Origin of the sequence: Streptomyces sp. M41, from assembly GCF_043673425.1 — a bacterium.
GTDB lineage: Bacteria > Actinomycetota > Actinomycetes > Streptomycetales > Streptomycetaceae > Streptomyces.
Genome location: NZ_JBIMKE010000029.1, coordinates 90866 through 103559 on the forward strand (window position 1 = coordinate 90866; position 12694 = coordinate 103559).

11 protein-coding genes are annotated in these 12694 nt (G+C 73.1%); 5 read left to right on the forward strand and 6 right to left on the reverse strand.

Features of this window, described 5'->3' with window-relative positions:
* Window positions 1–75: 75 nt before the first annotated feature.
* Window positions 76–528, reverse strand: a complete 453-nt coding sequence (locus ACHBTE_RS28725; protein ID WP_394727273.1) for an ATP-binding protein — start codon at window positions 526–528, stop codon at window positions 76–78.
* Between the two features lie 720 nt (window positions 529–1248).
* Window positions 1249–1866, reverse strand: a complete 618-nt coding sequence (locus ACHBTE_RS28730) for a hypothetical protein (protein WP_394727275.1) — start codon at window positions 1864–1866, stop codon at window positions 1249–1251.
* Window positions 1867–2098: 232 nt separating this feature from the next.
* Here ACHBTE_RS28730 and ACHBTE_RS28735 point away from each other — a divergent pair, with 232 nt between their 5' ends.
* Window positions 2099–3475 carry a helix-turn-helix domain-containing protein gene (locus ACHBTE_RS28735; protein WP_394727277.1) on the forward strand — a complete coding sequence of 459 codons (1377 nt, stop codon included), beginning with the start codon at window positions 2099–2101 and terminating at the stop codon, window positions 3473–3475.
* A 28-nt stretch (window positions 3476–3503) separates the two neighbouring features.
* Here ACHBTE_RS28735 and ACHBTE_RS28740 read toward each other — a convergent pair whose 3' ends face one another.
* The gene (locus tag ACHBTE_RS28740) at window positions 3504–4949 is read right to left on the reverse strand and encodes a protein phosphatase 2C domain-containing protein (protein ID WP_394727279.1); all 1446 of its coding nucleotides are present in this window, start codon (window positions 4947–4949) and stop codon (window positions 3504–3506) included.
* 601 nt (window positions 4950–5550) lie between these two features.
* Between ACHBTE_RS28740 and ACHBTE_RS28745 the strand changes: the two genes are divergently transcribed.
* The gene (locus ACHBTE_RS28745; protein WP_394727297.1) at window positions 5551–6540 is read left to right on the forward strand and encodes a helix-turn-helix transcriptional regulator; all 990 of its coding nucleotides are present in this window, start codon (window positions 5551–5553) and stop codon (window positions 6538–6540) included.
* A 64-nt stretch (window positions 6541–6604) separates the two neighbouring features.
* A complete protein-coding gene (locus tag ACHBTE_RS28750) occupies window positions 6605–7087 on the forward strand; it encodes a DUF456 domain-containing protein (RefSeq protein ID WP_394727281.1) in 483 nt (160 codons plus the stop codon).
* A gap of 67 nt (window positions 7088–7154) precedes the next feature.
* On the opposite strand, the gene ACHBTE_RS28755 is transcribed toward ACHBTE_RS28750, so the two are convergent.
* From ACHBTE_RS28755 to rsgA, 3 genes are all read right to left on the reverse strand, one after another.
* Window positions 7155–7787: a methylated-DNA--[protein]-cysteine S-methyltransferase gene (locus ACHBTE_RS28755; protein WP_394727283.1), complete on the reverse strand. Its 633-nt coding sequence runs from the start codon at window positions 7785–7787 to the stop codon at window positions 7155–7157.
* Window positions 7787–9298: a DNA-3-methyladenine glycosylase 2 family protein gene (locus ACHBTE_RS28760; protein WP_394727299.1), complete on the reverse strand. Its 1512-nt coding sequence runs from the start codon at window positions 9296–9298 to the stop codon at window positions 7787–7789. The genes ACHBTE_RS28755 and ACHBTE_RS28760 overlap by 1 nt, the downstream gene beginning before the upstream one ends.
* A 128-nt stretch (window positions 9299–9426) precedes the next feature.
* A complete protein-coding gene (gene rsgA / locus ACHBTE_RS28765) occupies window positions 9427–10536 on the reverse strand; it encodes a ribosome small subunit-dependent GTPase A (protein WP_394727285.1) in 1110 nt (369 codons plus the stop codon).
* A gap of 449 nt (window positions 10537–10985) precedes the next feature.
* On the opposite strand from rsgA, the gene ACHBTE_RS28770 reads away from it, so the two are divergent.
* Both ACHBTE_RS28770 and ACHBTE_RS28775 read left to right on the forward strand, forming a co-directional pair.
* Window positions 10986–11189: a cold-shock protein gene (locus ACHBTE_RS28770; RefSeq protein WP_007502648.1), complete on the forward strand. Its 204-nt coding sequence runs from the start codon at window positions 10986–10988 to the stop codon at window positions 11187–11189.
* A gap of 87 nt (window positions 11190–11276) precedes the next feature.
* On the forward strand, window positions 11277–12694 hold a 1418-nt coding region (locus ACHBTE_RS28775; RefSeq protein ID WP_394727289.1), incomplete at its 3' end, for a DEAD/DEAH box helicase.

A 12694-nucleotide genomic window follows, 5' to 3' on the forward strand; every position in this document is an offset into this window, starting at 1 on the left:
CACAACTACCGGAAGAATTCCACTACCGGAGGAATTCCGACTACCGGAAGAATGACGACACTTGCCGCACGCTCCTCAGGCGGCACCCGCGTCGAGCTCGAACCACACCGCCTTCCCCACGCCGTGCACCCGCACCCCCCAGGCGTCCGCGAGGGACTGGACCAGGACCAGGCCCCTGCCGTTCGTACCGTCGTCGGCGTCCGGTACGCGCAGTCTGGGCCGACGGGCCACGAAATCCCGCACCTCCACTCTGAGTCCCCGGGGTCCGACGGTCGCCGTCAGGACGGCGTCGTCGTCGGTGTGCACCAGCGCGTTGGTGACGAGCTCGCTGGTGAGCAGTTCGGCCACGTCCGATCGTCCGGGCCTCCCCCAGTGCCGTAGCAGTTCGCGCAGCTCCCTGCGCGACTCCGGTACCGCCCGCAGATCCGCCCGGCCGAGTCTGCGCCTCAGCTGGGACGTCCGCGCGGGTTCCCCGGCGCTCGCCGCCCCGTCCTCCGCCATCTCCACCGAGGAGGCCCCGACCACCATGGGACCGCCTCCTCGTGCCTGCCTCTTCATGACCCCCGCCCGCGTGCCGATGTCGGTGCCCCTCCAGCTCGAACACGTTCACGGGAACCCTTTCCCGGCCGGACCGCCGCCAGTCATGTCGAATCCTCAACTACCAGGTGTTCGGCCACGGTTGGGACGGCGCACGCCGGGTGCACCAAAAACGGAACAACACCGTCCGGGCGCCCCGGAGGCGCCGGGCACCCCGACCGAACCGTGTCGGCCACCGGCGACGAGCCCGGCCCGCGAGGTACCGCGAGGTCCGGGCACGGGGAGGCGGGCCGGGTCGGCCGTTCCTGGAGGAGGCGGCCCACCAGGGCGGTCGGGCGCTACGCGGAGCCGACCCGCGAGGCGGCCTCCTGACCGCAGTGGACGGGCGCACTTGTGGACGACGATCCGTCGCTCGGGCCGTATGTGCCGCGGACATGGGACGGCCGGGGCCGGGCGTCGGAAGCGCCCGCAGCCACCGGCGGGGCGCTCGGCGAATCTGGCCGGAACTCGCTTGTCCAGCTGCCCTCGACGCGCTCTCACGACGGCGGACGATCTTGTGACGCCGCGTCATGCCGACGCCCGGCCGGTGAGCCGGGGTGGTGCCGCGCAGGGCGCGGGGCCGCCCGCCCGACCCCCGTCCGGGAGGGCGGCCCCGCTGGTGCGGTGGTCCTGTAATGCGGTCGTGCGGTGGTGTGCCGCTCGGCGGAGCTGTCAGTAGAGCTTGTCGACGGCCTTGGTGGTCGTCTTCTTGAACGCCTTCACCGGCGCGTCCGTGAAGTCGCCCATCTGCCCCCACTGCACGACGGTGACGGTGCCGCCGTCCCGTCCGACGGAGACGAGATGGATGTCCATGGCACCCCACGAGGCACGCGTCGCGAAGCCGTGGACGCGCGCGCCCTCCTCGACCGGCAGGGTGCCGTAGCTCTTGTGGTCGGCCTCGATCTCCGGGTCGGCGTCCATACGCGCGACACAGCGCCGGACCTCCTTGTCGAGGCGGGTGGCGAGGGCCTTGGCCTTGGCGTTGTCGCCGACGACGACGTTGAGCTGCTCGGCACCGGTGTCGAGCTCCGTGCGGAAGGTGCGGTAGCGGGAGTCGTAGGCGAGCAGCGCGTCGCCGAAGCAGTACCGCATCTCCTCGGGAACGCCAGCGGTGGCCTTGCCGGCGACCCAGCCGGAGGAGGGGTGCGGCGGCAGTTCGGACGGCGACAGGAACTTCGGCGCGGGCGCCTTCGTCGCGGCGCCCGCCGGAGCGGCGGCGAGTGCGGTACCGGCCGCGAGTCCGGCGACGACGAGTGCGGTGAGCGTGCCCGCTCGGGTGCCCTTGGGCATGGGTGTCCCCCGTGGATGAGATGAGTGCGTGAACGATCGAAGGTCGGGACACCGACGCCGGCTGGTCCGTCCGGCCTGGTCGGTGCGACACCAAGAGCATCAGCCGTCACGGTGCCGGGGCGCAACCGCCGACGGCCGATCCACCGTGGTGGAACCATCCCAGCCCTTCTGACGTGCAGGTACATGGAGTGCCTGGGATGCCGTCCCGGCACGGGGAGAACGCGGGAGAACAGTGTCGGAAGCACAGGACGACGAAGTCCGTCAGTTCGCGGCGTCGCTCAGACGCCTGAAGGACCGCACCGACCGCAGCTACGGCCAGCTGGCCCGCCGACTGAACATGAACACCTCCACGCTGCACCGCTATTGCGCGGGCGACGCGGTCCCGCTCGACTTCGCACCGGTGGAACGCTTCGCCGCGCTGTGCCGGGCGACGCCCCAGGAGCGGCTGGAGCTGCACCGGCTGTGGATCGGGGCGGTGGCGGCACGGCAGCGGACGCGTACGGCGACTCCGGCCGAGCCGACTTCTGCCCCTGAGCCGGACGCGACGACGCCGACTGCCGCCACGGATCCGTCGACCGCGGGCGACGCCACGGACGGAGCGACGGACGGAGCGACGGACGAGGATGCCTCGCCGGAGCACCAGCACCCGCCCGAGCAGTCGCACCCGGCCGGGTCTGCCCGCCGCCCCTGGTACCGGCACCGGCGTTTCCTGGTCTCCGCCGCCGTCGCGACCACGCTCCTGGCGACGCTCGGCAGCCTCGCCGCCCTGCCGGACGACGACCGCCCCCGCGCGAGCGACTCCGTCGAGGGCGTCGGCCCCTCCCGTACGACCGAGGCGGGCGCTCCCCGGCCGACGTCGGCCAAGTCGTCGAGCGCCTCCCCCACCGCGCCTGCCTCGTCGCCAGGTTCCTCGAAGAAGTCCTCGGCGAAACCGTCGACAGCCGACGGCAGTGCTTCGAAGGAGTCCCCCGGCGAGCAGCGGCCTTCGACCGGTCCGCCCCTCACCTGGAGTGCCGACTCCCATGTGTGGCAGGACGGCTGCGGCCACGACTACGTCATCGCCAAGCCCCCGCGGCAAGTGCCCCCGCCCCCGGCCCCGCAGGACGCCAGGACCTGGGCGGCGACGCAGCGCGCGGTGCACGGCGGGCAGACGATGGTGGAGGTCACCGTGCAGGGGCGGTCGTCCACGGCCGTCGTCCTGAAGGCCCTCCGGGTGCGTGTCGTCGGCCGGTCGGCGCCCTTCGAGGGCACCTCGTACGCCATGGACCAGGGCTGCGGCGGGGCGCTGACGCCCCGTTACTTCGATGTCGACCTGGACAAGGACCGGCCCATCGCCCGCCCGGCCGACGGCAACGACGCGGGAACCGTGATCCCGGCCATGCGGCTGCCGTACCGGGTGTCCGCCGAGGATCCGGAGGTGCTGCTGATCGACGCGCGGACGAAGTCCTGCGACTGCAGCTGGTACCTCGAACTCGACTGGTCCTCGCAGGGCCGCACCGGCACGGTCCGCATCGACGACAACGGCCGTCCGTTCCGTACGACGGGCATCGAGGGACGGCCGAGGTACATGTACGACACCTCGGCCCGCGCGTGGGTGCCGTATTCCTGATTCCTGAGCCGTACGGCCGCGGGCGGCCTCACGCCTCCCAGACGGCGGCGGCCGTACGGTCGTCGGCGTACCCCTTGACCCGGACCTGGGCGTCGGCCAGGAAGGACGCGAGACCGGGCGGCTCGGAGCCCGCCCACCGTCCGGTGAGGTAGGCGGCGAGGTCGGGTTCGCCGCGCAGCGGGTCGGCGAGGCCGCCGGTGCACATGAGGAGGGTGTCTCCGGAGCGGGCGACGGAGGCGCGGAATCGGAAGGGCTCGCGGGAGGGTTCGGGCGCCGGGTCGTAGGGGCTCGGCGGGGTGGTGATGCCTAGGTCCATGGTGAGGCGGTCGCCCTCGGGGGTCTCGGCGGGGGGTGAGCCGAAGCCGACGACGGGAGCGCCGGTGGCGTCGGTGGCGCGGGGTTCGATGTCCTGCCATTCGCCGCCCCGCAGCCGGAACAGCCCGCCGCTGCCGACGCCGAAGAAGACGCGCGTACGGCATTCGGGGTCGGCGGGCAGCAGCAAGCAGCGCAGGGTCGCCGCGTACTCCTCCGGTTCGATGGCCTGTTCGGCGGCGCTGGCGCGGAGTTTGCCGAGGCTGCGGTCGGTGAGGCGGTGCAGCCCGGACTTGAGGTCGCCGCGCCGGGCGGCCCTTATGTCCTCGGCGAGCCTCGCGTGGCTGCGGCCCACGGCCCGGCCGATCCAGTGGCATGCCTCGGTCGCGGCGCGATGGGCGTTCGGGGTGGCGCGGGCGCCCGTGGCCATGGCCACCAGGATCAGGGCCTGGTCACCGGCGCCGAAACGGGCGGTGAGGAGGGCGTCGCGGCGGGGTTCACCCCGGTAGCGGGCGGAGTCGCCGCGCAGGGAGACGGCGCGCAGGGTGCAGGCGCCGTAGTGGGCGCCGTCGAGGACGGTGTCGGCGACCAGGTCGTCCAGGTCGTCGGGGTCCGCGGGTGGGAGGGCGGTGGGTTCGGGGGCGTAGGTGGGCGGGCCGTTGCCCACGTAGTCGAGGGGGGCCGGGGGGAGCGTGGGGAGGTCCACGTGGGTGGCGGTGCGGACGGGCGCTGGGCCGGGGGCGATGGCGGCGGACGGGGGCCGGTCGTCGTTCGCCGGTGCTGCGGGCCCTGCGGGTTCTGGGGGTGCTGCGGGGGTTGGGGGTGCTGCGGGGGTTGAGGGTGCTGCGGGTTCCTGGCGTGGGTCGGGCCCGTCAGCTCGGGGCGGCGGCTCCTGCGGTGCCTTCACCGTGAAGCCCGGCGGCCTCGGCAGGCCCGCCGGGAAGGTCGACGGCGACGGCGACGGTCGCTCCACCTCGTCGGCGGCGCCGCGCTGGGGCGGAACCGCGGCCTCCGCGCCGTTCACGGTCCCCGCCGCCGAGGCGAACCGGTCGTCCAGCGAGTCCGGCGCCGTCGTCGGGCCCGTGTCCTCGGTGGTGTCTGCGTACAGCTGCCCCCACCAGTCGTCCTCATGACCGGTGGACCTTCCCCCCTGCTGACTCATGCCCTCAATTGTCCACCGCACGGGCCGGATGAAAACGGGGCATCAGGAAAATCCGACCCGGTGAACGGTGCCGAGAACGGCGTGTCGGGTGACGAGTTGAACAGTCTTGCGAAACAGCGGACACAGGTCGCCGGGCGGTCCCACCCCCCACGGGAGAACCGCCCGGCGACTGCCGGGTGACCCGGACCCCGATCCCCTTCGCACGCCTCGGCGCACGTCGTGGGCCCGGGTCACGATCTGGGCTACCGACGTCGGCGAGACGGGTCTCGAGGCCGTCCTCCGGCAGCGTGTACCGCGGGAAGGCGGAGGTATTCCTCTCGTATACGGGTCCTCGTCCGGGGCCGGGCCGACGGTCCGTCCGTAGGCGGCATCACTCTCCCCACGTTCGCCTCCTTCCCGCGCGACCACGCACCCGCGGCGCGGGAACGCGCAGGCCAAGGAGGCCCAAGTCGGGCAAAGCGGGCGGTGGTTGATGCTGCGGTGGCGACACCTTGGCAGAGTGGCGGGTGCTGCGGGGATGATGTGCCGAGGCGGTTTTGCGCCGTGGCCGTTTTCCGCCATGGACCGAACGCCGGTGTTCGCTCAGGAGGGGCGCAACCTGATGCTGGGAGTGATCGGTCTCGACGAGACGCACGAGTCGGCCTACCGGGCGCTCGTGGCCGTGGGCGCCGCCGACGTACCCGATCTCGCGCGACGGCTGACGCTCGGCGAGTACGACACCGAGCGCGCCCTGCGCCGCCTGGAGCGGCACGGCCTGGCGGCCCAGTCGTCCGCCCGGCCCGGCCGCTGGGTCGCCGCACCGCCCGGAGTGGCGCTGGGCGCGCTGCTCACCCAGCAGCGGCACGAACTGGAGAAGGCGGAACTGGCGGCCGCGATGCTCGCCGAGGAGTACCGGGCGGCCGCCGCCGAGCCCGCTGTGCACGATCTGGTCGAGGTGGTGATCGGCGCGGCTGCGGTGTCGCAGCGCTTCCTGCAGATCCAGCTCGGGGCGAGCGAGGAGGTGTGCGCGCTGGTCACCGGCACTCCCGTCGCCGTCACCGGCATGGAGAACGACGCGGAGGAGCAGGCCGCCGGGCGCGGCGTGCGCTACCGGGTGGTCCTGGAGCGCTCGGTCCTGGACCAGCCGCACGGCCTCACGGAGCTGTCCGCCGCCCTGGGCCGCGAGGAACAGGTGCGGGTCATGGACCGGGTGCCGACCAAGCTGGTGATCGCCGACCGGACGCACGCCCTGGTGCCGCTCACCTCGCACACCGCGGAGCCCGCCGCGCTCGTCGTCCACGCCAGCGGGCTGCTGGAACTGCTGTCCGGGCTCTTCGAGTCGGTGTGGCGGGAGGCGCTGCCGGTACGCCTCGGCGCGGCCGGTGTCATGGAACAGGAGCCGGAGGGGCCGGACGACACCGACCTGGAGGTGCTCTCCCTGCTGCTGGCGGGCCTCACGGACGCGAGCGTGGCCAAACAGCTGGACCTGGGTCTGCGGACCGTGCAGCGCCGGGTGAAACGCCTGATGGAGCTGACCGGGGTGACGACCCGGCTTCAGCTCGGGTGGCACGCCTACGACCGGGGCTGGGTGGCCCGCGAGCGCCAGGGGTGACCGGGGGCACCCGCCGCGACAAGGCTGATCTGCGCTTTCTCCTGAGCTCCGGCACTCTGGTCAGATGGGAGTGTGGGACCTCGTGCTGGTCGGCCTGGTCCTCCTGCTCGGCCTGTGCGGAGTGCTGGTACCCGGAGTGCCGGGGTCATGGCTGGTGTGGGCCGCGGTGATGTGGTGGGCCTTGCAGGACACCCAGCCGGTCGCCTGGTGGGTGCTCGTGGGCGCCACCGTCGTGCTGTTCCTCTCCCAGGTGGTGCGCTGGGCCCTGCCACCCCGCCGGCTGCGCCCCAGCTGGGCGAGCCCCCGGATGGCCGGGTACGCCGGGGCGGGGTCCCTGCTGGGCTTCTTGGTGATCCCCGTGCTCGGCGCGATCCCCGGCTTCGTGGCCGGCATCTACCTCGAGGAGCGCCTGCGCCTGGGCCGGCACGGCGAGGCCGTGGCCTCGGTGCGCACGGCGATGCGCTCGGGCGGGTCGAGTGTCCTGGCGGAACTCTTCACATGTCTGCTGATCGCGGGGGCCTGGGTGGGGGCCGTGATCTGGGGCTGACAGGGCCGGCAGGACTGGCAGGGCTGACAGGGCTGACAAGGCACGGCCCGGCGCGCGGGACCTCGCGCTACGGGAGCATGCCCTCCAGCGTGAGCAGCCGGAGCTTGCGCTCCAGGCCGCCCGCGTACCCGGTCAGCGAGCCGTCGGCGCCGATCACACGGTGGCACGGACGGACGATCAGCAGCGGGTTGGCGCCGATCGCGCCGCCGACGGCCCGTACGGCGGCCCGGGGCGCACCGATCCGCGCGGCGATCTCGCCGTACGTCGTGGTCGCCCCGTAGGGGACGGCGTCCAGGGCGGCCCAGACCCGCTCCCGGAACTCACTGCCGGCGGTGTGTGTCTCCAGCCGGAACTCCTCGAGTTCACCGGCGAAGTAGGCGGCGAGCTGCTCCTCGGCCTCGCGGAAGAGCGCGGGGTCGTGCCGCCAGCCCTCCTGCACGGTACGGCCGCCCTTCTGACCGGGCACGGACAGGGATGCCAGGGCGCCGGTGGCGGGGTCCGCGGTGAGGAGGAGGGGGCCGACGGGGCTGTCGACCTCGGTCCAGCGGGTGAGGCCGGTGGTGGGGGTCGCGGAGGTCCTGGGGGTCGTGGGGGTCGCAGGGGTCGCGGAGGTCCTGGGGGCCCTGGGGGCCCTTGCGGTTCCGGTGGCGGCCCCGGTCGTCCCGGTCGGCCCGGTGGTCTCGGTGGTCTCGGTCGTCATCAGTACTCCAACTCCCCTGCTGCGCGCAGGTGTTGTGCGGCATAGGAGCGCCAGGGGCGCCAGCTGTCGGGGACGTCGACGCCAGGCGGGGCGACGTCCGGGTCGCCGAGGGCACGGCTGCGGATGACGGCGATGGTCCGCTCGTCCAGTCCCGGCAGGCCGAGCAGCGCGGCCGGCGCGTCGTCCCGGTCGGCGCCCGGGTCCAGCCGTACGGCGCCGTCGGCGAGGGCGGCACAGAGCGCGCCCAGGGGGCCGTCCGGCTCGGCTTCGGCGAGGACGGCCGGTTCGGGGAACAGATGGGTGAGGCTGCCGCAGGGCGCGTCGAGCGCCTTGCCGTACCGCCGCACCAGCCGCTCGGCCTGCGCCGGCCCCACGAGTGCCCGCACGGCCAACTCGTCCGGGTCGACGGTCCCGGGCGACCGCAGCCCTGGCCGGGCGGCGACCAGCGGCCCGACCCGCGGATCGGCACCGAGCCGCTCGTCGACGGCGTACGGATCGGAGTCCAGATCGAACAGCCGGCGCAGCCGGTGGACGGCGGTGGTCAGATCACGGGGGTCGGAGAGGTGCAGCCGGGCTTCGAGCCAGCCACCGGGATGCGAGGCGGTCCGGGGCGATGACGCCGGGGCGTCGGGGGTGGCCGGGACGGGCGCCGTCGCACCACCGCCGGTGGCCCCCGCTGCCCGGGAACCCGCCAGGACGGCCGGTGGACCGGCTGTCCCGCTGCCCGTGCCGCCGGGCCGCTCCTCCACCGCCACGATCCCGGTGCCGTGGGGCAGGCGCAGGGTGCGCCGATAGGTGCGGCTGCCTGTCGGCCCGGTGATGTCCTCGACGCCGGGGACGGCCTCGTGCGCCAGCAGATCGAAGACCGCGCCGGCCTGGTAGGGGCCCCGGTGGGCGAGCCGCAGCGGTATCCCGGCCGACGGGGTGCCCACCCGCCGGTCGGCACGGCCGCCCCTCGGCGCGTAGACCCTGAGGTCGGTCGGCGTCGACGCGTACACCTCGCGGATCGTGTCGTTGAACTGCCGCACGCTGGCGAACCCCGAGGCGAACGCGATCTCGGTGATCGGCAGCTCGGTGGTCTGCAGGAGCACACGCGCGGTGTGCGCCCGCTGGGCCCGGGCCAGCGCGACCGGACCGGCGCCGAGCTCGGCCGTGAGCTGCCGCTGGACCTGCCGCGCGCTGTAGCCGAGCCGCGCGGCGAGTCCGGCGACGCCCTCCCGGTCGACGATCCCGTCCCCGATCAGCCGCATGGCCCGTCCCACCACATCGGCCCGCACATTCCACTCCGCGGAGCCGGGTACGGCGTCCGGCCGGCACCGCCGGCAGGCCCGGAAACCCGAGCCCTGCGCGGCGGCGGCCGTCGCGAAGAACCGGACGTTGCGCCGCTTCGGCGTGACCGCCGGGCAGCTGGGACGGCAGTAGATGCCGGTCGTCCCGACGGCGAAGAAGAACGCGCCGTCGAACCGCGCATCGCGGCTCCGCACCGCCTCGTACCTCATGTCGTCGTCCATCACGGTGTCCAGTGTCCGCCCTCGCCGGGCCCGGGGCTGGCGGAAATCGGACACCGAGCCGGACCCGGCTGCTCAGCCGCCCCGGGACCCGTGCGGGCCCCGGAACGCCCGACCCCGCAGCGCGGCCGTCACCGCCACCCGCGCCGCTTCGCCTCCATCGCCGCCCTCCCCTCGGCGCCCTTGCGCTTCCAGTCCTTGCGGATCTCCGCCCGCATCCGAGCGTCCGTCTTGGCCACGATCCACTGGTTCTCCCGCATCAGCTTGCGGTAGCTCTCCAGACGCCGCAGCGGCAGCGCCCCGGTGTCGATCGCGGCCAGCACCGCGCACCCGGGCTCGCTCTCGTGTGCGCAGTCGTGGAAGCGGCACCGCTGTGCCAGCTCCTCGATCTCGGAGAAGACCTGCCCGACCCCGGCCTCGGCGTCCCAGAGCCCGACGCCGCGCAGCCCGGGGGTGTCGATCAGTACGCCGCCGCCCGGCAGGGCGAGAAGGTTGCGGGTGGTGGTCGTGTGACGGCCCTTGCCGTCGACGTCGCGCGCCGCCTGGACCACCATGACGACCTCGCCGAGCAGCGCGTTGGCCAGCGTCGACTTGCCCGCACCGGACTGTCCGAGCAGCACGGACGTACCGCCGCCCACGATCGCGCCGAGGGTGTCGAGCCCCTCGCCATGCGTCGCGCTGACCGTCAGCACGGGCACGCCGGGGGCGGTGGTCTCCACGTCCTGGACGAGGTACGCGAGCGTCACCGCGTCCGGCACGAGGTCGGCCTTGGTGAGCACCACGACCGGCTGTGCGCCCGACTCCCAGGCCAGCGCGAGGAACCGTTCGATGCGCCCCAGGTCGAGCTCGACGGCGAGGGACACGGCCACGATGGCGTGGTCGACGTTGGCGGCGAGGATCTGCCCCTCGGACCGCTTGGAGGAGGTGGAGCGCACGAAGGCGGTCCGGCGCGGCAGATAGGCGCGCACGTACCGCGGGTTCCCGGCGGGTTCGACGGCGACCCAGTCACCGGTGCACACCACCCGCATCGGATCGTGCGGGGTGACGAAGGCCGTGTCGGCGCGTACGACGCCGTCGGCGGTGACGATGTCGCACTGCCCGCGGTCGACGCGTACGACTCGGCCGGGGAGAAGGCTCTGCTCCGCGAAGTTAGCGAACTCGGCTTCCCAGTCCTCGTCCCAGCCGTAGGGGGCGAGAGGGTGCGACGAAGCCGAAGAAGCCGACAGAGAAGTGAGATTCAAGGGAAACCCTTCACAAGGGCGGGCCCCGGCAGCGCGCGCCCACAGGCGCACGCGAAGCAGGAAGGATCAGCCGGAGACCACGGAGGTGGAGTGGATGAACTTCTGGTTGCGGGCAGCGCCCGTCACAGAGACAGCCATCGGTCACACCTCCCATTTCTCACTAGGCCCAGCAGCGGCGGCCGAACGGCCCCGCGAGAGTGCACTCACCCTAGGGGCACCCGGCGGCGGGCCGCCACCGGTTTTCCCGCGCCGCCGAGCACGGCGTCTCGCCGAGGCCGGAGCGAACCTCGGTGATCCACAACGGCCCCCGGATCTGTGCTACGGTCTAGGAGTTGCAGTTGTGGTACCCATGAACCTATGTGCGCCTGACGGGAATGCTTCTCCTTCGGGCGCATTGTTGTTTTCCGGCATCTCCGGATGGGGCCTCTGCCTACAGAAGGAGAAAAGTCATGGCACAGGGAACCGTGAAGTGGTTCAACTCTGAAAAGGGTTTCGGCTTCATCGAGCAGGACGGCGGCGGCCCCGACGTCTTCGCCCACTACTCGAACATCGCGACGCAGGGCTTCCGTGAGCTCCAGGAGGGCCAGCGGGTTTCCTTCGACGTCACGCAGGGCCAGAAGGGCCCGCAGGCGGAGAACATCGTCCCCGCCTGATCGCCGGACGCGTATCCACTCTCCGGGGTCCGCACCGTCATGGTGCGGACCCCGGTTTGTGCTGTTTCCAGGAAGGCAGACAACTGCATGTCCCGCAGGCCCCAGAAGTCGAACCGGCGCGCCTCGTCGCCCCCACCCTCCGCGCCGTCGCCCAGCGAATTCCGGCTGCCGCAGAACACGACACCCGCGCTTGACGCCGTCGAGGAATTCGGCGCTCTGGACATGCCCGCGGGCCTGCTGAAGACCCTCACCGCGCAAGGCGTGACCACCCCCTTCCCCATTCAGGCCGCCACGCTGCCCAACTCGCTCGCCGGCCGTGACCTGCTGGGCCGGGGACGCACCGGCTCCGGCAAGACGCTCGCTTTCGGACTGGCGCTGCTGGCCCGCACAGCCGGTCTGCGCGCGGAGCCCAAGGCGCCGCTCGCCCTCGTCCTGGTGCCCACCCGTGAGCTCGCCCAGCAGGTGTCGGACGCGCTGACCCCGTACGCGACGGCGGTGAACCTCCGGCTGGCCACGGTCGTGGGCGGGCTGTCCATCACCAAGCAGGCCGCCGCGCTGCGGCGCGGTGCCGAGGTGCTCGTAGCGACTCCGGGCCGGCTCAACGACCTCGTGGAGAACGGGCACTGTGTGCTCCACGACGTCCGCATCACGGTGCTGGACGAGGCCGACCAGATGACCGACATGGGCTTCCTGCCGCAGATCACCAAACTGATCGAGCGAGTGCGGCCCGACGGACAGCGCATGCTCTTCTCGGCCACCCTGGACCGCAACATCGACCGTCTGGTGCAGCGGTTCCTGACCGACCCGGTGGTGCACTCCGTGGACCCGTCCGCGGGAGCGGTGACCACCATGGAGCACCATGTGCTCCACATCCAGGACGAGACCGACAAGAAGGCCGTCACCACGCGCATCGCGGCGCGTGACGGCCGCGTCATTCTCTTCCTCGACACCAAGAGGTCCGCCGACCGGCTCACCAAGCGGCTGCTCGCCGTCGGTGTCCGCGCGGCTGCCCTGCACGGGGGCCGCTCCCAGCCACAGCGCAACCGCACCCTGGAGCAGTTCAAGAACGGCCAGGTCACCGCGCTCGTGGCGACGAACGTGGCGGCTCGGGGCATACACGTCGACAACCTCGACCTGGTCGTGAACGTCGATCCGCCCACCGACCACAAGGACTATCTGCACCGGGGCGGGCGCACGGCCCGCGCCGGCGGCTCCGGCAGCGTGGTCACGCTGGTCCTGCCCGACCAGAAGCGGGACGTCACCCAGCTCATGTCGCACGCGGGCATCCGCCCCCGGACGGCCCGTATCACCTCGGGCGACGCCGCACTGGCCACCATCACCGGCGCCCGCGAGCCGTCCGGCGTGCCCGTCACCATCGAGGTCCCCCAGCCGGCGACACCCCCGGCGCCCCGCCGGGACCGCAAGGCCGGCGCGGAGGCCGGCGGGCGCTCCGGCCGCCGACGCCGTAACGGCGGCGGGCCCGCGGGGCCGGCCGGTGCCGCCAC

Coding starts and splice junctions, on each gene's coding strand:
- ACHBTE_RS28745 (WP_394727297.1), top strand. CDS start 5,551: ATGCTGGGAGTGATCGGTCTCGACGAGACGCACGAGTCGGCCTACCGG.
- ACHBTE_RS28725 (WP_394727273.1), bottom strand. CDS start 528: ATGGTGGTCGGGGCCTCCTCGGTGGAGATGGCGGAGGACGGGGCGGCG.
- ACHBTE_RS28730 (WP_394727275.1), bottom strand. CDS start 1,866: ATGCCCAAGGGCACCCGAGCGGGCACGCTCACCGCACTCGTCGTCGCC.
- ACHBTE_RS28740 (WP_394727279.1), bottom strand. CDS start 4,949: ATGAGTCAGCAGGGGGGAAGGTCCACCGGTCATGAGGACGACTGGTGG.
- ACHBTE_RS28760 (WP_394727299.1), bottom strand. CDS start 9,298: ATGGACGACGACATGAGGTACGAGGCGGTGCGGAGCCGCGATGCGCGG.
- ACHBTE_RS28750 (WP_394727281.1), top strand. CDS start 6,605: ATGGGAGTGTGGGACCTCGTGCTGGTCGGCCTGGTCCTCCTGCTCGGC.
- ACHBTE_RS28755 (WP_394727283.1), bottom strand. CDS start 7,787: ATGACGACCGAGACCACCGAGACCACCGGGCCGACCGGGACGACCGGG.
- ACHBTE_RS28770 (WP_007502648.1), top strand. CDS start 10,986: ATGGCACAGGGAACCGTGAAGTGGTTCAACTCTGAAAAGGGTTTCGGC.